This window comes from Kiloniellales bacterium, from assembly GCA_030066685.1.
Lineage (GTDB): Bacteria > Pseudomonadota > Alphaproteobacteria > Kiloniellales > JAKSBE01 > JAKSBE01.
The window spans coordinates 83,584-104,683 of sequence record JASJBF010000010.1 but is presented as its reverse complement, the minus strand read 5'-3'; the positions used below and the strand labels follow the sequence as shown (position 1 = coordinate 104,683).

Genomic DNA, 21,100 nt, shown 5'->3' with positions numbered 1-21,100 from the left:
TTAACCAGTGTTGCGGACAAGATGAAGACGGCGCCGCGCTGTGACAAAGCCGCGTCTTGGGGCGGGTCCTGGGCGGCATTAAACCCGTTCTTAACTGGGACTCGGCTAGACGTTCGGTCATACCCCGAAAAGTGGAGACCCGCCAGGGCCCATCGAGACCCTAGGGGCGAAACCGGGGTGAGATCAGGGACAAGACCCTCATGCTGATGGGTGAAGTCAGAGCCGAACAGTTCATGCGCGTGCTGGCGCCCGACGTGCGGGACTCGCTATCCGCCGAGCAGGAGCGTGCGATCCGCGCCGCCGCGGAGAAGAACCCCTGGGACAACCACCCGGTCGACTTTCGCTTCAGCCTGCCGACGCCTTTCGGCCGCTTCTACCTGGCCATAATCGGCGGACGCGAACGACGCAGCGCCGCGCGCCGAGCGATGGACCGCCATCGCTTCCCCACTTTCTCGCTCGGCAACCTCGTCGTCTTGACCATCCTCTTTGGGCTGATCGGCTGGCTGCTTCTCGGCAGCTGACCGAACGCCTTTCCTACGCCCCGACGTCCAGGGGCGGCACCTATACGTCCAAGATCGAAATCAACTGAAACGGAATTGCGAGCATGAGATCGATTCTTTGCAGTCTGCGGGGCCCGGGGTCCCGCAAGGCCCCCGGGGCCGAGCCCCGCAAGGGAACATGGATCCTGACCCTGGCCGCGGCACTGGTTGCGGCCACCGCGGCCTGGCAGCCCGGCCAGGCGGCCGAGATGCCCGAGATCAGCGACTTCGTCCTGACCCGGGGGATCAGCGAACGCGAGCCGGCCGACCCGGTGGACGGCTTCTCCAGCGCCGACCGCCGCGGTTTCGCCTTCGCCCGGATCAAGAACCAGGGTGCGCCCACCAGCGTGGCTTTCGTGTGGACCCGGGACGACCATCATCACGCCACGATCCACACGAACATCGGCACTTCGCCGTCCTGGCGCACCTGGAGCAGCGTGAACCTGCAGCCGGGCCTCTGGAACGTGCAGGTCGTCAGCGAAGCCGGCCAGGTGCTCGGTCAGAAGTCCTTCCGCGTGATGGACAGGACCAACAGCGCCATCAGCCAGCTGCCGCAGCGCAAGCCCTCGGCGCCGGACACCGGCGTCGATTCCAGCCTCGGCAGCCAGTGACGTCAGGGGCGCGGCGCCCCGGGCGTCGCGCCCTCGCAAGCAGCCTCCGGCAGGGGCGCCGTCAGCGGCGGCCCTGCCGGAGCCGGCTGCTGCGGGCTAGTCCTCGGCGGCCTTGGTTTCCGCATCCCAGGCCAGGAGATGGGCCCGCAGCGGGCCGAAGCGCTCCTCCGCCGCGCCGCCGAACAGCGGGTCCTCGGGGCTGGTGACCCGGGCATCCAGCTCCTTCCAGTCGTCATCCGACAGGGCGTCCAGAGCCGCCGGGAAGAAGACCTCCTCCTCCTTGCTCATGTGCGCCCAGTAGTCGGCGAGGAAGTTCCGCGCCAGGGAATCGAAGTTGGCACGCGGGATCTCCGCCTCGGCCAGCACGGCCGTCACCGCGGCGGCCAGGCGGCGGGTCGATTCGGTCAGGGCGACGTGCTCAGCCTCCAGATCCCCGAAGGCCTCGACCGCCGCCGGGTTCCGCTGCCGCAAGCGCTCGAACACCAGGTCTTCCTTTGGATGGTGGTAACGGTCGGAGTAGGTCTGGCAATAGTCGAGGACCCCGCTGAACACCTCGTAGTCCGGGACCTCGCCGCGGTCGAAGACCTCGAGTTGATGCTCCAGGGCCTTGAGCAGGCGGGCCAGGCTCCTGTGCTCCTCCCGCAGCAGATCGATGATGGCCGACACCTCGTCTCCTCCGCTGAAAAATCGCCTGAAACAATTTTGACGCAGATCAGGGTCGCGCCGCCTTGAGACGGATCAATTGGTAGTCCGCTTGGCGGAAACGCCTCTTTGTACCAAAGGTCTAGCTGCCAAGACAGGGACCTTCGAGGTAAAATGCCATCCACACGGCCGGCAGGGCCGTGGGGCCGGAGCAAAGGGAAGAAAGGGAGACGGCCCATGCTCTTCGCACGACTCTTGCGGCGATTCGTGACAGAGGGCGAGCTGACGATCCACGACGCCCTCGGCACGACGCATCGCCTTGGTGATCCGGGCCGGGGGCCAAGGGTCACGATCCGCTTCCACGACAGGATTCTGCCCTGGCGCCTGCTTCTCAATCCGCGGCTTCGCCTGGGCGAGGCCTATATGGACGGGACGCTGACCGTCGAGGGTGGCCGTATCTACGACCTGCTCGACCTGCTGCTCCGCAACCTGGGCAATCGAAGCGCCGGCTGGCTCGACCGGGCGCAGGAGCGGCTCAGGCTGCTTTGGCGACGCCTTATGCAGATCAATGGGGTGGCGCAGGCCCGGCGCAACGTCGCCCACCACTACGACCTCTCCGGGTCGCTCTACGACCTTTTCCTCGACCGCGACCGCCAGTATTCCTGCGCCTATTTTCCCGAGCCGGGATGCGACCTGGAGCAGGCGCAGCTCGCCAAGAAGCGGCATATCGCCGCCAAGCTGCTGCTGGAGCCGGGCCAGGAGGTCCTGGACATCGGCTCGGGCTGGGGCGGTCTCGCCCTCTATCTCGCGGAAACCGCACAGGCACGGGTGACCGGCATCACCCTCTCCGAGGAGCAGCTCGCCCATGCGCGGGCCCGGGCGGCGCGCGCGGGTCTGGATCGTCAGGTCCACTTCGCGCTGCGCGACTACCGTCAGCAGAGCGGCCGCTTCGACCGGATCGTCTCGGTGGGCATGTTCGAGCACGTCGGCCTGCCGAACTATCCGGGCTTCTTCCGCAAGGTCGCCGAGCTGCTGTCCGACGACGGAGTCGCCCTGATCCACAGCATCGCCCAGCGAGATCCGCCCTGCCCAACGAATCCCTGGCTGGCCCGCTACATCTTCCCGGGCGGCTACACGCCGTCGCTGTCCGAGATCCTGCCGCCGATCGAAGCGGCTGGGCTTTGGGTCACCGACCTCGAGGTTCTGCGTCTGCACTACGCCGAGACGCTGCGCCGCTGGCGGCAGCGCTTTCTGGCCAACTGGGACCGGGCGGCGCAGCTCTATGACGAACGCTTCTGCCGCATGTGGGAGTTCTACCTGTCCGGCAGCGAGCTCGCCTTCCGCCACCAGGGCCACATGGTCGTGCAGATCCAGGTCGCCAAGTCCGTCGACCGCGTGCCGTTGACCCGCGACTACATAGAACGTTGGGAGCGGGCTCACGCGGGTGCGGGGCTGCTGGGTGGCGACCTGAAGGTGGCCCGGGGCTGAACCGCTCGGCCGGCGGGGCCGGATCTAACGGCGCTCGATTGGCTTCGGTTGAGTGCAGTTTGATCTTTTCCATATAGATGGAGCAGCTTATCTGCGTTCGAAAGAACGCAGGCGGCTCTAGTCGGCGCCGGGCCCGGTCAGGAACTGGATTTCAACCCGGCGGTTCTGCAGCTGGAACTCGTCCTCGTCAGTCGGAATCAGCGGTTTGCGCTCGCCGAAGCCCTCGCTCTCAAGCCGCAGCTTGTCGACGCCGCTCTGCACCAGGTACTGCACGACCGCATCTGCGCGGCGCTTGGCGAGGCTCTCGTTGTAGTCAGACGGACCGGCCAGGTCGGCGTGGCCGGCGGCCCGGATCTTGGCGGAACTCGACTCGTTGGCCGCCCGTACCACCTCGGCCAAGATCTCCTCCGCCTCTGGGGAGAGCGCAGCGGTGTCGATGTCGAAGAAGACGATGAAGGTCCCGGGACTGCCGGGCGCCTCGCCGCCCTGCGGTGCGGCCGCGGAAGCGACGGGCTCGTCCAGCTCCTTCACCATGACCGTCGGATCGGTCTCGACCGCTGCCGCCTGAGCGGCGGCGACGCCGGCCTCGAGGGTCGCGAGAACCTGGTAGAATCCCTCCCGGCAAGCCGCGGCATCCTCGGATTCCAGCGATTCCTCCTGCTCCTGCATCCAGCAGTCGAACAGGACCTGGCCTTCCGCCGCCGCGGCCGGATCGCCTTCGCGGGCCCCGCCGTCGAGTGCTGCGACCAGACGGGCGCGGGCCTCGGCCAGACGGCCGGCCTCCTGCGTCGGCAGCCGCCGAGCCTCGAGGGCCTCGGGAAGGACCGCCTCGCCCCTGGCGGAGGCGATGGCCCGCTCGGCGAAGGAATCGGAATCGAAGTAGTCGCCCTCGGCGAACTCGCTGCGGGCGAGCTCGACGTAGCCCTCGTAGAGCCCGGCCTGGAAATCGCTGCCGACCGGCTGAACCTGCTCGGCCGTCTGAAGGCGTGTCCCACAGCCACCAAGGGCAAGGGTGCCCAGGCAGACGAGGGAAAGCTTTCCCAGATTCCGCATTGGCGATGTCCTCCCAGTGACGCCGAACCCTCGCGGCGCCCCAGGTCAGGATGTCATGGCGGAGGTTTCGGCCCCCGCCCCCTTCGGCGCCGCAAGTTCTTGGGATCTTCGGACAAGAAAAAGTCCGGCGCAATATTCAAGTAATTCGGCATAGTTTATTTCTATAATTTGCTTCAGCTTGTATGAATTCTGTGACTAATGGTCAGCATGAGGGGCCGTCTAGACCTCAAGATGATTTCTCCACGGATCATGCGGATGGGACGCGGTCGCGCGGTTGGGGCGGTGGCGCCCGGTCCGGAACGCAGCCAGAGGCCCGCGGATCGCCGGCGCGATGCGCGGCAGCCGGCTGAAGGCGGCCCGTCGGCGGGGGCGGGTCAGGCCGGCCCCGGGAGAGGCGACGGCAAAGACGGGGGGAGGGGCGGTCCCGTCGGCGGAGCCGGCGACGGACCTTCACCGCGCGGCGGTCATTCGGCGGCGTTCTTGCGTGCCTCGGCGATGCTCTTCTGGTAGCGGGCGAAGAGATCCTTGCCGTCCTTCATGGTGACCAGGCCCTTGGACTTGATGATCTGCTGTCCGGCGTTGCCCTTGACCAGCTTGAGCAGGTTCATGACGTCATCGCTCGCGCGCTTCGGCACGACGAGGTACATCGGGATGACCAGCGGATAGCCGCCCGAGGCGATCGTGTCGTAGCCGGAGACTGCATTGCCCAAGCCGAGCGCCTTGACTTGTCGCGCCGCGACCCGGCCGCCCAGCGTCACTGCAAGCGCGCCGGGATTGCGTTCCACTTCGGCCTCGACCGCCGCGGAGTCCGGCTTCGAGGTAACGCCGTCGGCGAAGGCGTGTCTCGGATCGCCAAAGAGGATCGAGCGCAGAAGCAGGCCGACCCCGGACTCCGGATCGCCGCGGACCACGACCTCTATGGGCAGATCGGGACCGCCCAGCGCGTTCCAGCGGGTAATCTTGCCTTCGAGCACGGCCTGCAGGTCGCTCTTCGAGATCCGGGTGACCGGGTTCGAGGGGTGCACGATGGCCACGAGGGAATCCCAGCCGACGGTGACCAGCTTAGCGCCCCTCTCGTCCGGGTTGGAGACCTTGTGCCGCGTGCTGCAGCCCACTTCGGCGCGACCTGCAGCGACATCTCGAATGCCCTGCGTCGAACCGCCGCCCTGCACCGTGACCGAGAATCCGCTCTGAGCCGTGTAGGCGGCGGCCAGGTCTTCCACAAGGCCGGGCGTCCAGCCGGCGCAGCCGGCCCAGGTGAGGTCGGCCGCCTGGGCGGCCGGCGCCGCGAACACGAGGAGGACGGTCGCGGCAACCGCTCGGGCATGATGTTTCATCGCATTCATTGCTGAACCGTTCGGAGCAAGGTCTTTGGACGAGTCCGTTTGGCAAGTCCGCCAATTTCGCTCGGCCTGGAGCAGAAGCCGACTTGAAGATTAACGGCGATTTTAGTCTGCATTTCTTGCGCCACCGTTAATCGAATTGGCCCAAGGACCTCGGCGGGATGAAGAAACCGCGCCCAAACCCCTCGCCGGCTTCGGACGGCAAGGTCCGAAACGGCAAAGCCCCGCCCCGGGACATCCGGGGCGGGGTCTCTGCGATAGCGACCGCTTGCCGGCGTTCTAGAGGATGTCGTCCGCCGAGTTCAGCAAGCTGGCGGGGATCTCAAGCTGCAGCCGCTGCGCGAGCTGCGAGTTGATGATCATGTTGCCCCGCTTGTTCTTGGTCATCGGAATCGCGGACGGCGAGGTGCCGTTCAGGATCTTCAGAGCGGACTTGGCCGCCCACTCGCCCTGCTCCTGGGCGTTCTTGGTGTAGGCGACCAGCACGTAGGGCGCCATCCACGGCTGCACCGAGCCGCTGGGAATGCGCGCGTTCTCGCGGACGAAACGGATCGCCTCGTCGTCATTCCAGCCTTCGATGCCGGCGTTGTTATACATGAACAGCATGTCGACTTCGTCCTGGAGCCGCACGAACTCCTGCTTCCACTGCTCGAAGGTCTTCACGTAGGAAGCCTTGTCGAAGTTGAAGTTCATCTGGTCGGCGTAGTAGGCGTGCTCCTTGCGCGAGGTCGCGGTGTCGCCGGTGAGCGAGCCCAAGCTGACGCCGCCCGAGAGGGTGCGCAGGATGTTGACCAGCTCGTCGGGCCGCGAGACCTCGACCATGCCGGTGACGTTGCTGGCCGGATAGCCGTAGGGGCTGGCATCCCAGTTGACGCCGGCGAAGACGAAGGGCAGGTCGCTGCCGCGGTAGTAGGGCACGACCAAGTACTTCTGCGCGTTGTCGTCGGTCGCGATGACGACGTCGGGCTTGAACTCCTCGATCAGGGCCTTGGCCTCGAGGGCCGCCTGCTTCTTGAACTCTTCCGAGGTGTTCCGCTTGGTGTCCATGCGGTGGATTCTGAGCTCGACGCCGCTGTCGGCCATGACCTGCTGGATCCCGGCCGTGATGCCGTCGCTCCAGGCATAGCCCGCATGATAGGAGTCGATGAACAGCACGCGCTTGCCGCCGCCGCCCATCATGTAGTTGTAACCGCCGCCAACGGCAACCGCGCCGATCGCGAGGACGCCCAGCACGATGGCGATTGATTTGCCTTTCATGTTTCCGTCTCCGGATTGAAGTTCGAATACCAGGGCGTCGTTTCGTCGAAGTCCTTAGTAAACAGACCTTTCCCTGGCGAGCGGGCCGAGACTAGCCAACTGTACTTAACTGGACATTAAGTCCCCGAGGATTTTGGTTCCTGGAAGCGCGGGCGACGGCTGTGGAAACGGCGGCTGCGGCGCATTCTCCAAGTAAAAGCCTAGGCTTTACATGATGCTCCGACGTTCATTAAATCGTTTCTTGTGTCAAGCGAACGGGCGCGGACCCGCCGCCAAGCGGCCTCGCCGGCTGTGTGGCGGGACTCGGTCCCGGCCTTCGAGACAACCTCGAGAGGATCGGCTCGAGAGGACCGGCTCGAGAGGACCGGCTCGAGAGGACCGGCCGCCGGCAACGGGGCGTTGCGCCCGGCACGTCATCGCGCTCCGTCGGGCGGTGCCGGCGCTCAATCCCGCCGGCCGGGCCCGTGAAGCAGTCCGCCAAAGCCTTGCCTGGCCGGGGCTCCTGCGCGCGGTACGGACTTTTACTTGACCCGACGGAGGTGTCGCGCTTTTTTCTAGTCTGGTGAAACGCTGAATATCTCCCAAAAAAAGCGACAAACTGCATGCAGATTTGCATCTCGTTAGGGTTCTGAGCGGTAGGTTGCGGCTTCGTTACAGGGCGTCCATCCAGAGCGGATCCCTCTCCAGAATAACGCGCGAAGAGGTTCGAGCGAATGTCGGTCAACGTCGGCGACGTCGTAAGGTTCAAGAGCGAAGGCTCGAAGGGCGAGCTTGGCCGCGTCTGCAAGGACAACGGCATCAGCGTCTGCGTTCATTTCAAGGCGTCCGGCTGCCTGCGCGTGCTCAAGGACGACCTGGAGACCACGTCCGGCAAGGCGCCGGAATGCTCGGCCGCCTGCAAGGAGGACTGCTGAGGCCGGGGTCCAGCGGTCCGATCCAGCGGGGCCAGATCCCGTGATATCTCACAAAGCCAGCTAAAATTTAGGTTATTTGCCTTATCCGGCGGCAAACGCAAATAAAAGCGCGCCACTTCGATTGTATTTCAATTGCGAACATTCGTTTAACTTAACTCTCGCTTTACTAGTTCACGTGTATACCTCCCGGGCAACGCTGGCTGCAATAGGCTGGCGGAAAGTCTGCAGGAAGCGGCGCGGCCTGGCGGTGTCGCCTGGATGGCGGCCGTGTACGCCGGTCGCGATTTGATAGGGGAAATGCCTCGATGTTCGGCATGAATAGAAGGGACTTCGGTCTAGGCTTTGCGCTCTTTGTCATCCTGGTCGGCGCGGTGGCGACGGTCTGGTATGGCTTGCAGTTCTTCTCCAACCAGATGCTGCGGGAGCTGGCCACCCAGCAGGCGGTTCGCTGGGGCCAGGTGGTCAACGAGAACCTCAGCGACGCCGACGCCACCTTCCAGTACGGGACGATTTCCGAGGAAGACCAGGCACTGATCGCGGCCATCGCGACGGCCGGTGGCGTGTTCCGCTACAAGTTCTTCAACCAGGACGGCATCATCGTCGTCGCCTCCCGCTTCGAAGATCTGGGCACCAAGAACACCAAGCCCTACTTCGCCGCAGAGGTCCAGCAGGGCCGCACCTTCGCCAAGGTGGAGAGGGAGGGGTTCCGCGAGCTCAAGGATCGCTACGGCTCGGAGGTGCCCTACGTCGTCGAGGCCTACGTGCCGGTCATGAAGGACGGCCGCTTTGCCGGCGCCATCGAAGTCTACGTCGACTCGACCGCGACCGCCGATTACCTCAGCGAAGAATTCACAGAGGAAGCGGTTCCCACCGCGCTCGGCATGATTTTCCTGATCGCCGTGATGGTCGCCTTCATCCTCTACAGCAACGTTCGCGATCGTAACCGCCAGCTGCAGACCATGAAGCGCGCCCACGAATCGATGTCGCGGGCCGAGAAGGAGGTCCTGCGCCTGAACGAGGAGCTGGAAGGCCGTGTCCAGGAGCGTACCTCCGAGCTGGAGCACGCCAACGAGATCGCTCGCGAGGCGGCGGACGGCATGAAGCGCCTCAACGAGGAGCTGGAGCGCCGCGTCGAAGAGCGCACCATGCAGATGACCAAGGCCAACGACCAGCTCTACCGCCTGAACGAGCGCATGACCAAGCTGAACGAAAGCCTGGAACAGCGCGTCCAGGAGCGTACTGCCGAGCTGCAGCGGGCCAACGAAGAGGTCAAGCAGCTGAACACCGACCTCGAGCGTCGCGTCGAGGAGCGCACCAACGAGCTGCAGCAGGCCCAGCACGACCTGGTCCGTCAGGAGCGCCTGGCCGCCCTGGGTCAGCTGACCGCGACGGTGAGCCACGAGTTGCGCAACCCGCTGGGCGCCATCCGCACCGCGATCTACCTGGTCCGCGGCAAGGTCATGGGCCACGAGCTGGGCGTCGAGCCGGCGCTGGAGCGCGCCGACCGCTCCATTACGCGCTGCGACAACATCATCAACGAGCTGCTCGACTTCACCCGCTCGACGCCACTGGCGCTGGAGAACGCCCGCTTCGACGACTGGCTGGACTTCACCGTCGGCGAGCAGAACCTGCCGGAGAGCGTGACCCTGCAGAAGAACCTGAGCCTCGGCGACCTGACCACGGCCTTCGACCACGAGCGTCTGCGCCGGGTCATCGTCAACGTCTTCAACAACGCCTGCGAGGCCATGGTGGAAGCGACCGAAAGTGGCGAGATGGACCGCCCGCCGGTCCTCAACGTCACCAGCCGCAGCAACGGCCAGATGGTCGAGGTGGTCTTCGCCGACAACGGCCCCGGCATTCCGGAGGAGACCCTGGCCAAGATCTTCGAGCCGCTGTTCAGCACCAAGAGCTTCGGCGTCGGCCTCGGCCTGCCGACCGTGAAACAGATCATGGATCAGCACGGCGGCGGCATCGAGATCAGCAGCGTCATCGGCACCGGGACCCAGGTCCGCTTCTGGCTGCCGGTGCGCCAGGTGCAGGAGCAGGCCGCCTAAACGGCGCAAGACAAGCCCAAGACGGAAGGGCCCCCCGGCCGGCGCCGGGGGGCCTTTTCGCGTCTTGGGGCGGCGCCGGGCGCCGAGGGCGTTTATATGTCTTAAGATGTAATCTATAATTCCGTAGAGTGGTTTGGCCATCCGACGTATGGGTGCGACCTTGCCTGCCTTCGCCGAAGGCCCCGGCGGGCGTCGTTGCGAAGAGGTCGGGGCTCGGCCGTGGTCTTCCTTGGCCTCGATGCTGCGGTCCGGGACGACGGTCGCGGCGACTTGCAACGGGGGTGCATGGAGCGGAGGTCTGGCGACGCGATGATCTCGCCTCAGACGCGCGAAGCGGGACTCTTTCTGGAAGCCTACAGGCGGCTGCAGCCCGCGCCGGACCGGCTCGCCCGCAAATCCGACTTGAGAGCCGAGGCCTTTGTCAGGTGCCTGGGCAACGTCTTCATCGTGGAAGCCCAGCCCGAGGGCTATCGGTTTCGCCTCTTCGGCACGCGGATCGCCGAGGTCATCGGCGAAGACCATACGGGTGATTACCTTCACGACGTTCTGGAGAGCGAAGACCATGCGCACGTCGCGGATCTTCTGCGGCGCTGTCTGAGAGATCGCCTGGCGATCCTCTCAAAGGAACGGCTGTTCTATTCCGGCAAGGCCTACGTCGAAGTCGAGATCCTTAGGACTCCCTGGTCGGACGAGAAGGGCGTGCCGCGCTTCGTGTCGGGGACCCTGGCCAGGCTGGGCTGGTCCGGCCGCGCCTTCGGTGCCAACCAAAGGTCTCACCGCGTCATCGAGATCATCCGCGACAGCGCGCCGCGGCTTGAGTTCGCCATCGACGGCGGCGCCGAGGGCTGCCGCCGTTGACAGTCGCAAGGGGCTTCCCCTAGCTTTCCCGGGACCGAGCAACCCTAGGGGTAGATCATGGGAGGCCATTCTCGAGTCCTCGGCGGCCTGCTTGCGGCGCTCGTCCTATGGCTCCCGGGCGCGGGAGTCCTCGCCCAGGACATCGAGGAACAGACCCGGCGAATCGGCTTCGAGGCGGCCGACACGGACGGCGACGGCCTTCTGGACGAGGCGGAAATCGCGGCCGATACGGCCGCGGCCTTCTCGGCCCTGGATTCCGACGGCGACTATCGTCTCGAAGCGAGCGAGGTCGAGGTCCTCGGTGCCGAGCGCTTCAAAGCGATCGACGACAACGGAGACGGCGCCCTGAGCTTCTCCGAAGTCATGGACGACAAGCTGGACGACATCGCGGAAGCCGATCAGGACAAGGACGGCGCGCTTTCGCTCGATGAGGTCCGGAACTACGAAGAGTCGCAATAGGGGGCTGAGATGAGTGCGCGCACCAAGTACCGCACCCGGCGCGGCGCGAGCCTGGCCGCCGCGGCCCTCCTGGCCCTCGCGCTGCCGGCCTGCACCTCGGCCTCCGGCGAGGGATCGACGATCGACACCGGGACCATCGGCGGCGCCGCGGCCGGCGGCATCGCCGGCGCCCTGGTCTCGAAGAATCCCCTGGTGATCGGCGGCCTGGCCGTCGCCGGCGGCATCGCCGGCAACGAGTTGATCGACAAGCCGCGCGCCGAGAAGAAGCGAAAGCAGGCCGCCGTCGACCGTCGCGCGGAGCAACGGGCCGAGCAACGGCGGCGCCTTGAGTACGAGCGCCAGTCTGAGCTCCAGAGGGAGGAAGTCCGCCAGCAGATCGAGGAACAGCGGCTCTACGAGGAGTGGAAGCGCGAGCGCATCCGCTCCGGCCGGGACGGCGCGAACGCCGAGACGGTGGACATCGCCTCGGCGCAGCGCCTGCTCAAGGCCCACGGGCTCTATCAGGGGCCGGTGGACGGCATCCTCGGGCCTGCCACCGAGGAGGCGGTGCGCCGCTTCGAGGCGAAGCAGGGCCGTGCACAGACCGGCCGGCTGACGCCGTCCCTGATGTCGCAGATGCGCGCCACGCTCTAGCAGACCACGCCGGCCCGGGGCGGCGGCGCCGTTCGATCGACCGCCGGCGACGGTCCGGGATCGGCAGCAAGCGGCCGACTCGACCCTCGGCGCCTTGAGCTTTGAAGGCTTCGCCCCCACCCTACTAAGAAATGCCGGCAGCCGACCAGGCTGCGGGAGTGCAGCAGGAGCCGAAGGGCGCGGGAGGTCAGCTTTGCGCGAGCCGAAGCGGGACGGAGCGAGGCCTCGGCTCTCGTGCCTCGTGGCGGCCCTGGCCCTGCTGGGCCTAGTCTGCGGCGCGCCGGCTCCGGCCCGGGCGACCGCGCCGCCCTCGATTGACGAGGTCTTCGACCTGCTGGGCTTCACGGCGGCCGAGCGCGACGCGATTCGGCGCGGGGAGGTCGTGGCCCGGGACCAGAAGACCTTGCGCGCGGACCACATCAGCGCAGCGGTTGCCGTGCGCCTGGCCGTTCCGGTCGCGGCCGTCCACCTGGATGCCCTGACCGGCCGCAACCTGGTGCGCGATCCCAACATCGTCGCGGCCGGCGCCCTGGAGGACGGGCCGGCGCGCTGGGACGGCTTCGAGTTCGGCGCCGCCGAGCCGGACGAAGCCCGGCGCTTCCGCGACGACCGGGGCGGCGGCGACTTCAACCTCTCGGCGGCCGAGGCCGCGCGCGTCGCGGCCAACCTCGGCAGCTGGGGTGACGCGGCCGCCGGACCGGAGAGCGCCACCTCGGTGTACTATCGCGAGCTGCTCCTGGCCCGCCATGCCGCCTACCGCGCGGCGGGCCTGGCGGCCATCGCGCCCTACCGGCGGAACGGCACGGTCCTGCACCCGGAGACCGGCCTCGCCGCCGTATCGACGCCGGCGAACCTGCCCCTGCTGCGGTTCTTTCCGGACTTCGCGGCGGCGCTCGCCGACTATCCCCGAGCCCGGCGCCCCGGCGTCGTCCACGGCCACTACTGGACCAAGCGGGAGATCGGCGATCGGCCCAACTACATCCTGGCCCACCAGGTCGTCGCCGGCGGCGAGGGCTACACGGTCTTCGCGATGCGCGAGTACTACGTCGGTCACACCTACGAGGCGCTGCAGTTCGTCCTGCTGGCCCTGCCGGTCGAGGGCGGCAGCCTGGTCGTCCTGGTCGCCAGCACCTTCGCCGACAAAGCGACCGGCTTTTTCAGCGGCCTGGCCCACTGGTTCGGCCAGAAGCGCATGCGAAACGACCTCCGCCGCCACTTCGAGGCCCTCAAGGCGGAGCCGCCGGAATCCTGGCCGCTCGCGCAGGAACGCTAGCTGTGCCGTCGGTCAGATCCGAGGATGTCGATGGAAAGAATGGAGCGGGCGATGAGATTCGAACTCACGACTTCAACCTTGGCAAGGTTGCGCTCTACCCCTGAGCTACGCCCGCACCCTTGCGTGAAGGCCAGTGAGGTAGTCCTTTTCCCGGCCCTTGGCAAGGCCCTTTTGCGGGCCCGGCTTTTAGCACCGGGGCCGGCCCGCGGCGCGCTGCGGACTTGAGCGGCGGGGCGCCTGAGCGCTATCTAGGGAAGATTGGCGTCTTGAGAGGGGGAGCCGTCCATGTCCCAGACCGCGCAGAGCGAACCCGAAGCCCGGCTGGCCGACGGCAGCGTGCCGGCCACGCCGGAGGCGCTGCTCGCGCGGCTGGCGGCCCTGGGCATCGAGACCCGGACCGTCGAGCACGAGCCGCTGTTCACCGTCGAGCAGTCCAAGGCCCTACGCGGCCAGCTGCCCGGCGGCCATACCAAGAACCTCTTCCTGCGCAACAAGAAGGGCCGGATGTGGCTGGTCACCTGCCTGGAGGACCGGGAGGTCGACCTCAAGGCCCTGGCCGCGGCCCTGGAAGGCGGGCGCTTCTCCTTCGGCTCGGCAGAGCGCCTGATGGCCAACCTGGGCGTGATCCCCGGCGCGGTCACGCCCTTCGCCGTGATCAACGATGCCGGCAAGGCGGTCCAGATGGTGCTGGACAAAGCCCTCCTGGACCACGACCCGCTGAACTTCCACCCGCTGGACAACGCCCGGACCACGGCCATCGCCCCGGGCGACCTGCTGCGCTTCCTGGAGGCCGTCGGGCACCCGCCGCTGATCCTCGACCTGGATGGCCTCTAGAGCCTGCCGGACGGACGCGAAATCGGTCGCAGGCGGCGGTGTTCGCCAGTCTTCTAGAGGACCGCGCGGCCAGGGCCGCAGGCTTGCCAGCGGGGACCAAAGCGGCCATGTATTGGAACAGATGTATTGGGACAGGGGGCCTGTCGGCCCCGCCGGATGGCTTCACCGGTGGCGCCGCGCCGAGGCGCGCAGACCGCAGAGCGGGCCCACCGCAGAACGGAACAAGAGCATGGAACCCATCATCGGATTGTCGGGCGGATCCGGCGCGGAGCTGCCCGCCGACCTGATCAAGGACGCCAACACCGAGAGCTTCACCGCCGACGTCCTGGACGCCTCGCGCGACGTGCCGGTGATCGTCGACTTCTGGGCGCCCTGGTGCGGCCCCTGCAAGCAGCTGGGCCCGGCGCTGGAGAAGGCGGTCAAGGCCGCGCGCGGCGCCGTTCGCTTGGTCAAGATCGACATCGACCAGAACCAGGCCCTGGCCGCCCAGCTGCGGGTCCAGTCGATCCCGGCGGTCTTCGCCTTCTTCCAGGGCCGCCCGGTCGACGGCTTCGTCGGCGCCCTGCCCGACAGCCAGATCCAGAGCTTCGTCAAACGCCTGGCCGAGGCAACCGGCGGCGAGGTCGGCCCGAACCCGGTGGACCAGGCGCTGGAGCAGGCCCAGGCCGCCCTGGACCAGAACCAGGTCGGTGCCGCCTCCGCGCTCTACGGCCAGATCCTTGCCGTCGAGCCCGAGAACGTCACCGCCATCGCCGGCAGCATCCGCTGCCACCTGCTGTCCGGCGACGCCCAGGGCGCGAAAGAAATGTACGACGCCCTGACCGCCGAGATGCAGGCCAAGCCGGAGGTCTCCGCCGTGGCCGCGGCGATCGAGCTGGAGCTGGCCGGCGGCGACGCCGGCGACCTGGCGGCGCTGCACAGCCAGGTCGGCGCCAATCCCGGCGACCATCAGGCGCGCTTCGACCTGGCCATGGCGCTCTACGCCGCCGGCCAGAAAGAAGGCGCGGCCGACGAGCTGATGGAGATCCTGCGCCGCGACCGCAACTGGAACGAGGAGGCGGCCCGCAAGCAGCTGGTCAAGTTCTTCGAGGCCTGGGGGCCGACCGACCCGCTGACCCTGGCGACCCGGCGCAAGCTGTCCTCGCTGCTGTTTTCATGAGCCCGCATCCCTTCGATCCCGACTTCGAGGATCTGCCCCCGGACCTGCCGGTCTTTCCCCTGCCGGGTGCGCTGCTTTTGCCGCGCGGCCACCTGCCGCTCAACATCTTCGAGCCGCGCTACCTCTGCATGGTCCAGGACGCCCTGGCCGGCTCGCGCCTGATCGGGATGGTCCAGCCGCGCGACGGCGAGGACGATCCGGGCGGTGCCGCGATCTACGACGTCGGCTGCGCCGGCCAGATCGCCGCCTTCAACGAGACCGACGACGGCCGCTACCTGATCACCCTGCGTGGCCTGCTGCGCTTTTCCGTGGCGCGGGAGCTCGAGCCGTACAACGGCTACCGCCGGGTCGCGCCGACCTTCGACGCCTTTCGCGGCGATCTCGAGGAGGAGGCGATCGAGCTCGACCGCGAGCGCCTAATGACGGCGCTGCGGCAGTTCTTCGCCGAGCGCGAGCTTTCCGTGGACTGGCAGGCGGTGGCCCGCCTGAACGGCGAGACCCTGGTCAACACCATGGCCATGCTCTGCCCCTTCGAGCCGCCGGAGAAGCAGGCGCTCCTCGAGGCCCAGACCCTGGCGGCCAGGGCCGACACGCTCTTCGCGGTGCTGGAGATGTCGAAGGTCGAGAGCGGCGAAGACCTGGTCAGGCACTGAGCGCGGCCCCCGCCGGGGCGCTTGGACGGGAGATCACGGTGATGTCCGAGGAAGCGAAGCAAGGCAAGGGCGCGGGCGTGGACCGCAAGCTCCTGGAGATCCTGGTCTGTCCGGTGACCAAGGGGCCGCTCGAGTACGACGCCGAGCACCAGGAGCTGATCAGCCGCCAGGCCGGCCTGGCCTATCCGATCCGCGACGGCATCCCGATCATGCTGCGCGACGAAGCCCGGCCGCTCGAGTCCTGAGGCCCGGGAGCCGGCGGCCATGAGCGAGCGGGATGCCGCGCTGGAAACCACGCACTGGCCGAGCGAAATCCGCTACGTCAGCGCGGAGAAGCGCCTGGAGATCGACTTCGACAACGGGGTGACCTTCTCCTATCCGGCGGAGTACCTGCGGGTCGAGAGCCCCTCGGCCGAGGTCCAGGGCCACGGGCCGGGCCAGAAGCAGACCGTGTCCGGCCGGCGCCACGTCGGCATCCTGGAGATCGAGCCGGTCGGCAACTACGCGGTCAAGATCCGCTTCGACGACCTGCACGACACCGGCATTTTCTCCTGGAAGTACCTCTACGAGCTGGGCGAGGCCCGGGAGGAGAAGTGGCAGGCCTACCTCGACGCCCTGGCGGCCCAGGGCCTGTCCCGCGACCCGCCCGACCGGGGCTGACCGTCTCGTACAGATCCGGTCCGACGGCCTCCTCCCCCTTGATGGCAGGGCAACAAGGCCCCGCCCTTCGGACCAGTGTCTCCGAAGCCCGCGCCCCGAGGAGTCGCAAAGCCGCGCTTGTGTCGCACCTGCGTTAGACCTCTGAGTTGCCTGGGTTTCTGCTTGCAAGGAAAGTCGTCCCTTGCGACAGGAGACCAGCATGGCGCCCGACACCCAGCCCGGCCCCGCCCAAACCCCGGTCGTCAAGCCGCTCCTGCCGTCGCTGAGCGACAGCGAGGACGCCGTCGACCTGCGCAGGCTGCGGGCCTACCGCCTAGGCCGGGTGCGCGCGCAGCTGAGGGCCCGCGACTACGCCGGCATCCTGCTCTTCGACCCGATCAACATCCGCTACGCCACGGGCACGCGGAACATGACGGTCTGGATCCTGCACAACCGGGCGCGCTACTGCTTCATCCCGACCGAAGGGCCGGTGGTGCTCTTCGACTTCCACAACTGCGAGCACCTGTCCCAGGGCATCGAGACCGTCGACGAGGTGCGCCCGACCTGCTCCTGGTTCTACTTCGGCGCCGGACCCAAGGTTGCGGCGCGGGCCAAGGCCTGGGCCGACGAGACCGCGGACCTGGTGCAGCGGCACGGCGGCGGCAACCGGCGCCTGGCGCTCGACCACTGCGACCCAGCGGGGGCGGCGGCCTTGGCCGAGCTGGGCATCGAGATCTGCGAAGGCCAGGAGGTCATGGAGCTGGCCCGGCTGATCAAGTCGCCGGACGAGCTGGCCTGCATGGTCCAGGCCATCGCGGTCTGCGAGGCCGGCATGGCGCAGATGCGCGAGACCCTGGAGGCCGGGATGACCGAGAACGAGCTCTGGTCGATCCTGCACCAGGTCAACATCGCGAGGGGCGGCGAATGGATCGAGACCCGCCTGCTGTCCTCGGGCACCCGGACCAACCCCTGGTTCCAGGAATGCAGCGACCGGATCATTCGGCCGGGCGAGCTGGTCTGCTACGACACCGACCTGATCGGGCCCTTCAGCTACTGCGCCGACATCTCGCGCGCGCACTTCTGCGGCCCCGGGCGGCCGAGCGAGGAACAACGCCGCCTCTACACCATGGCGGTGGAGCAGATCGAGCACAACATCGGCATCCTCAAGGCCGGGATGAGCTTCCGCGAGCTGGCCGAGCTGTCCTACGTCCTGCCGCCGAAGTTCGCGCCCAACCGCTATTCCGCGGTCTACCACGGGGTCGGGCTCTGCGACGAGTACCCGCACATCGCCTACGCCCAGGACCTGGAGGGCGTGCGCGGCGGCTACGACGGCGTGGTCGAGGCCGGCATGACCCTCTGCGTCGAGAGCTACATCGGCGAGGTCGGCGGCCAGGAAGGCGTCAAGCTGGAGGAGCAGGTCCTGGTCACCGAGACCGGCGTCGAGCGCCTCTCGACCTTCCCCTTCGAGGACGACCTGCTGCCGCGGGACGTGTAAGGATCGACCTGCAGTCCGCCGGCGGCCGCCTGCGACTACAGCGGCTGGCCGCGGATCAGGCGGGGGAGGTCGCCCTCAAGGCCCATGGCGTGGCGCATCAGGAGGCGCTTCAGCGGCGCGATGCGGCCGACCGCGGCCAGGCCGAGGCCGCGGGCCAGGCGCAGGGGGCCGAAGTCGTTGGAAAAGAGCCGGTTCAGGCCGTCGGTGACCACGGTCAGCATAACGTTGTCGAAGCGGCGCCAGCGCTGGTAGCGGGCCAGGGCCGGGCCGCCGCCGAGGTCCAGGCCCAGGCGCCGGGCGTCGACCAGGGTCTCGGCCAGGACCGCGACGTCGCGCAGGCCGAGGTTTAGGCCCTGTCCGGCGATCGGGTGGATGCCGTGGGCCGCGTCGCCGACCAGGGCCAGGCGCCGGTCGATATAGCGCTCGGCGTGCAGCAGCGACAGCGGATAAGACCAACGCTGCCCGAGCAGGCGGATCCGGCCCAGGCTGTCGCCGAAGCGCCGCTGCATCTCCGCCGAGAAGGCGGCGTCGTCCAGGGCCAGCATGGCCTCGGCCAGCTCGCACCGCTCGGTCCAGACGATGGAGGAGCGGTGCCGGCCCTCGGCATCGTCGACCATGGGAAGCACCGCGAAGGGCCCGGCCGGCAGGAAGTGCTCGTGGGCGACGCCGTGGTGCGGCTCTGCGTGGGCGATGGTGCAGACGATGCCGGTCTGGGGATAGCTCCATTCGGCGCAGCGGATCCCGGCCTCGGCGCGCAGGCGCGAGCGCCGGCCCTCGGCGGCGACGGCGACCTGGGCGCGGATCCGCCCGCCGCCCGCCAGCCGCGCCTCGACCCCGGCGGGGCCGCGGTCGAGCTGTTCCAGCGCGGCCGGGGCCAGGACCGTCAACGCCGGCGCCGCGGCCGCGGCCGCGTTCAGGGCCAGGCGGATGGCACGGTTCTCGACGATGTAGCCCAGCGGCAGTTCGCCGACCTCGCGGTGGTCGTAGTGGAGAAAAAGCGGCGCGGCGCCCTCCCAGAGCCCAGCACTCCCGAGCTGCCCGTCCGAGACCCGGATGTCGAGGATCGGCTGGGCCTGCGGCGCCATCCCGGCCCAGAGGCCGGCGGTGTCCAGCGCCTGGCGCGAGCCCTGGGCGATGGCCGAGGCCCGGCCGTCGAAGGCGTCCTCGACCATGTCGTCCAGGGCCCGGCGCTCGAGCAGAACCGTCGGCACCCCGGCGCCGGCCAGGGTGCAGGCCAGGGTCAGCCCGACCATGCCGCCGCCGACGACCAGGACCTCGGTTTCGATCTCCGCTATCGCCATGCCCTCGCGCTCCGAACTCGCCACCGCGGCCAGCATCGCCGCTTCGCGCCGCTCTGGCAACTTGCCCCGCAGCGGCCGTCGTGAAGCAGAAAAAGCCGGGTTGCCTGCCTAATTTTTGATCGTCTGAGCGATTTTGCCTAATTCATAGGCAGTCTACGCCCGGAGCGCGCGCGCTCGGCGGTTTTAAGCCCCAGGGCTAGGCGTTTGAATCCAATGGCATTCGAAGGCCGCTACCGGGTTTGGCACGGGGCTTGAACAAGCGGCGCGGAGAACGACGGGGGCAGGGCCGAGATCACCGGGCGGCGGGAAGCCGTGCGCTTTCGGCGTTTCGATCCGGCCCGATCACCTGGACTTGCAGGAGGGAGCGATGATCCGCATGAACCACAAGACAGGCCTGGCCGTTCTGGCCGGCCTCGGCGGCCTACTGGTCGCGTCACCGGCTTGGGCGGAGGTCTCGGCCGAGACCGCCTACGTCTTCAACACCTTTTCATTCCTGGTTTGCGGCGCGCTGGTCATGTGGATGGCGGCGGGCTTCGCGATGCTGGAATCGGGCCTGGTCCGCTCCAAGAACACGGCGACCATCTGCCTCAAGAACATCGCGCTCTATTCGATCGCGGGCATCCTCTACTACCTCATCGGCTACAGCCTGATGTACACCGACGTCAGCGGCTGGATCGGCAGCTTTTCGCTCCTCTACAATACCTCGGAGGCCGAAATCGCGTTGCTCGGGGCCGATGAGGCGACCCCCGAACTGGTCGCCGCGGTGACCGAGAACGGCTATTCGGTCATGTCCGACTGGTTCTTCCAGATGGTCTTCGTGGCGACCGCGGCCTCGATCGTCTCGGGAACTCTGGCGGAGCGGATCAAGGTCTGGCCCTTCCTGCTCTTCGTGGTCGTGCTCACCGGCTTCATCTATCCGATCCAGGGCGCCTGGACCTGGGGCGGCGGCTGGCTCTCCGAGATGGGCTTCTCGGACTTCGCCGGCTCGACCATCGTCCACTCCGTGGGCGGCTGGGCGGCCCTGACCGGCGCGATCATCCTCGGCGCCCGCAAAGGCAAGTACGGCCCCGACGGCAAGGTCCACCCCATGCCCGGCGCCAACCTGCCGCTGGCGACCCTGGGCACCTTCGTGCTCTGGCTCGGCTGGTTCGGCTTCAACGGCGGCTCGCAGCTGGCCCTGGGCTCGGCCCTCGACGCCTCGGCCATGGCCATCGTCTTCGTCAACACCAACCTGGCCGCGGCCGGCGGCGTGATCGCGGCCATGGCGGCGAGCCAGATCGTTTTCAAGAAGATCGACCTGACCATGGCCCTGAACGGCGCCATCGCCGGCCTGGTCTCGATCACCGCCGGGCCCGACCTGCAGAACCACCTCTTGTCGATCCTGATCGGCGGCATCGGCGGTGTCCTGGTGGTGGCCAGCGTGCCGCTGCTCGACAAGCTGCGGATCGACGACGTGGTCGGGGCCATCCCGGCGCACCTGGTGGCCGGCATCTGGGGCACCCTGGCGGTCGGCATCTTCGGCGCCGGCAGCCTGGGCGTCCAGGTGATCGGCATCGTCGCGGTCGGCGCCTTCGTGGCGGTGACCAGCGCCGTCCTCTGGCTGGCGCTCAAGTTCACCCTCGGCATCCGGGTCAGCGAAGAGGAGGAGCACGCCGGGCTGGACACCATGGAGCTGGGCCAGGAGGCCTATCCGGAATTCGGCAGGGGGTCGCAGGCCATCTGACCTGAACCCCTTCCCCTCCGGGCCCGGGCGGCGCACTCCGCCCGGGCCCTTTTTGTCTCTGAAACACAAAAGCGCCCGCACCGCGGTCGAAATCTGGCCGCATTCCGGGGCTAAAGCTGCCGCTGCGGGGCCGATCCGGGCTTCCGCCTTGTCCCGCGGCAGGGCAACCACT

General features: G+C 67.8%; 21 protein-coding genes and 1 tRNA gene. 16 read left to right on the top strand and 6 right to left on the bottom strand.

Translation table 11 applies throughout. The features are described 5' to 3' along the window. Nucleotides 1-206 precede the first annotated feature (206 nt). Nucleotides 207-521 carry a hypothetical protein gene (locus QNJ30_08320; GenBank protein MDJ0943455.1) on the top strand — a complete coding sequence of 105 codons (315 nt, stop codon included), beginning with the start codon at nucleotides 207-209 and terminating at the stop codon, nucleotides 519-521. Between the two features lie 83 nt (nucleotides 522-604). Then, a complete protein-coding gene (locus QNJ30_08315; protein MDJ0943454.1) occupies nucleotides 605-1,150 on the top strand; it encodes a DUF2914 domain-containing protein in 546 nt (181 codons plus the stop codon). 96 nt (nucleotides 1,151-1,246) lie between these two features. Here the strand turns inward: QNJ30_08315 and QNJ30_08310 are convergent, their stop codons facing one another. Next, the gene (locus QNJ30_08310) at nucleotides 1,247-1,816 is read right to left on the bottom strand and encodes a hemerythrin domain-containing protein (GenBank protein MDJ0943453.1); all 570 of its coding nucleotides are present in this window, start codon (nucleotides 1,814-1,816) and stop codon (nucleotides 1,247-1,249) included. A 213-nt stretch (nucleotides 1,817-2,029) separates the two neighbouring features. On the opposite strand from QNJ30_08310, the gene QNJ30_08305 reads away from it, so the two are divergent. After that, nucleotides 2,030-3,280 (top strand): cyclopropane-fatty-acyl-phospholipid synthase family protein, encoded by a 1,251-nt coding sequence (locus QNJ30_08305; protein ID MDJ0943452.1) that lies wholly within the window; start codon nucleotides 2,030-2,032, stop codon nucleotides 3,278-3,280. 117 nt (nucleotides 3,281-3,397) lie between these two features. Here QNJ30_08305 and QNJ30_08300 read toward each other — a convergent pair whose 3' ends face one another. From QNJ30_08300 to QNJ30_08290, 3 genes are all read right to left on the bottom strand, one after another. Next, the gene (locus tag QNJ30_08300) at nucleotides 3,398-4,333 is read right to left on the bottom strand and encodes an OmpA family protein (GenBank protein MDJ0943451.1); all 936 of its coding nucleotides are present in this window, start codon (nucleotides 4,331-4,333) and stop codon (nucleotides 3,398-3,400) included. Nucleotides 4,334-4,797: 464 nt separating this feature from the next. Further along, nucleotides 4,798-5,670 carry a substrate-binding domain-containing protein gene (locus QNJ30_08295; protein ID MDJ0943450.1) on the bottom strand — a complete coding sequence of 291 codons (873 nt, stop codon included), beginning with the start codon at nucleotides 5,668-5,670 and terminating at the stop codon, nucleotides 4,798-4,800. A gap of 285 nt (nucleotides 5,671-5,955) precedes the next feature. Further along, nucleotides 5,956-6,933 (bottom strand): ABC transporter substrate binding protein, encoded by a 978-nt coding sequence (locus QNJ30_08290; GenBank protein ID MDJ0943449.1) that lies wholly within the window; start codon nucleotides 6,931-6,933, stop codon nucleotides 5,956-5,958. 713 nt (nucleotides 6,934-7,646) lie between these two features. On the opposite strand from QNJ30_08290, the gene QNJ30_08285 reads away from it, so the two are divergent. The 6 genes from QNJ30_08285 to QNJ30_08260 all read left to right on the top strand — a co-directional run bounded on the left by QNJ30_08285 (nucleotide 7,647) and on the right by QNJ30_08260 (nucleotide 13,124). After that, a complete protein-coding gene (locus QNJ30_08285) occupies nucleotides 7,647-7,847 on the top strand; it encodes a hypothetical protein (GenBank protein MDJ0943448.1) in 201 nt (66 codons plus the stop codon). A 314-nt stretch (nucleotides 7,848-8,161) separates the two neighbouring features. Further along, nucleotides 8,162-9,901, top strand: a complete 1,740-nt coding sequence (locus QNJ30_08280; GenBank protein MDJ0943447.1) for an ATP-binding protein — start codon at nucleotides 8,162-8,164, stop codon at nucleotides 9,899-9,901. Nucleotides 9,902-10,210: 309 nt separating this feature from the next. Further along, nucleotides 10,211-10,759, top strand: coding sequence for a PAS domain-containing protein (locus tag QNJ30_08275; GenBank protein ID MDJ0943446.1), 549 nt, complete (start codon nucleotides 10,211-10,213; stop codon nucleotides 10,757-10,759). Nucleotides 10,760-10,816: 57 nt separating this feature from the next. Then, nucleotides 10,817-11,218 carry an EF-hand domain-containing protein gene (locus QNJ30_08270; GenBank protein MDJ0943445.1) on the top strand — a complete coding sequence of 134 codons (402 nt, stop codon included), beginning with the start codon at nucleotides 10,817-10,819 and terminating at the stop codon, nucleotides 11,216-11,218. A gap of 9 nt (nucleotides 11,219-11,227) precedes the next feature. After that, nucleotides 11,228-11,851 carry a peptidoglycan-binding protein gene (locus QNJ30_08265; protein ID MDJ0943444.1) on the top strand — a complete coding sequence of 208 codons (624 nt, stop codon included), beginning with the start codon at nucleotides 11,228-11,230 and terminating at the stop codon, nucleotides 11,849-11,851. 193 nt (nucleotides 11,852-12,044) lie between these two features. Beyond that, nucleotides 12,045-13,124: a hypothetical protein gene (locus tag QNJ30_08260; protein MDJ0943443.1), complete on the top strand. Its 1,080-nt coding sequence runs from the start codon at nucleotides 12,045-12,047 to the stop codon at nucleotides 13,122-13,124. A gap of 40 nt (nucleotides 13,125-13,164) precedes the next feature. Here QNJ30_08260 and QNJ30_08255 read toward each other — a convergent pair. Next, nucleotides 13,165-13,239, bottom strand: a tRNA-Gly gene (locus QNJ30_08255). Between the two features lie 170 nt (nucleotides 13,240-13,409). Between QNJ30_08255 and QNJ30_08250 the strand changes: the two genes are divergently transcribed. The 6 genes from QNJ30_08250 to QNJ30_08225 all read left to right on the top strand — a co-directional run bounded on the left by QNJ30_08250 (nucleotide 13,410) and on the right by QNJ30_08225 (nucleotide 17,904). Beyond that, nucleotides 13,410-13,958 (top strand): prolyl-tRNA synthetase associated domain-containing protein, encoded by a 549-nt coding sequence (locus QNJ30_08250; protein MDJ0943442.1) that lies wholly within the window; start codon nucleotides 13,410-13,412, stop codon nucleotides 13,956-13,958. A 229-nt stretch (nucleotides 13,959-14,187) separates the two neighbouring features. Next, a complete protein-coding gene (locus tag QNJ30_08245) occupies nucleotides 14,188-15,117 on the top strand; it encodes a co-chaperone YbbN (protein ID MDJ0943441.1) in 930 nt (309 codons plus the stop codon). After that, nucleotides 15,114-15,770 (top strand): LON peptidase substrate-binding domain-containing protein, encoded by a 657-nt coding sequence (locus QNJ30_08240; GenBank protein MDJ0943440.1) that lies wholly within the window; start codon nucleotides 15,114-15,116, stop codon nucleotides 15,768-15,770. The genes QNJ30_08245 and QNJ30_08240 overlap by 4 nt, the downstream gene beginning before the upstream one ends. A 41-nt stretch (nucleotides 15,771-15,811) precedes the next feature. Beyond that, entirely contained in the window at nucleotides 15,812-16,015 is a 204-nt protein-coding gene (locus tag QNJ30_08235) for a Trm112 family protein (protein MDJ0943439.1), read from the top strand. Nucleotides 16,016-16,034: 19 nt separating this feature from the next. Further along, a complete protein-coding gene (locus QNJ30_08230) occupies nucleotides 16,035-16,430 on the top strand; it encodes a DUF971 domain-containing protein (protein ID MDJ0943438.1) in 396 nt (131 codons plus the stop codon). A 199-nt stretch (nucleotides 16,431-16,629) separates the two neighbouring features. Then, nucleotides 16,630-17,904, top strand: coding sequence for a Xaa-Pro peptidase family protein (locus QNJ30_08225; protein MDJ0943437.1), 1,275 nt, complete (start codon nucleotides 16,630-16,632; stop codon nucleotides 17,902-17,904). A gap of 35 nt (nucleotides 17,905-17,939) precedes the next feature. Here the strand turns inward: QNJ30_08225 and QNJ30_08220 are convergent, their stop codons facing one another. Beyond that, complete coding sequence (locus tag QNJ30_08220; GenBank protein MDJ0943436.1) at nucleotides 17,940-19,241, bottom strand: UbiH/UbiF/VisC/COQ6 family ubiquinone biosynthesis hydroxylase; 1,302 nt, start codon at nucleotides 19,239-19,241, stop codon at nucleotides 17,940-17,942. Nucleotides 19,242-19,581: 340 nt separating this feature from the next. Between QNJ30_08220 and amt the strand changes: the two genes are divergently transcribed. Continuing rightward, nucleotides 19,582-20,928, top strand: a complete 1,347-nt coding sequence (amt, locus tag QNJ30_08215; protein MDJ0943435.1) for an ammonium transporter — start codon at nucleotides 19,582-19,584, stop codon at nucleotides 20,926-20,928. Nucleotides 20,929-21,100: the final 172 nt, after the last annotated feature.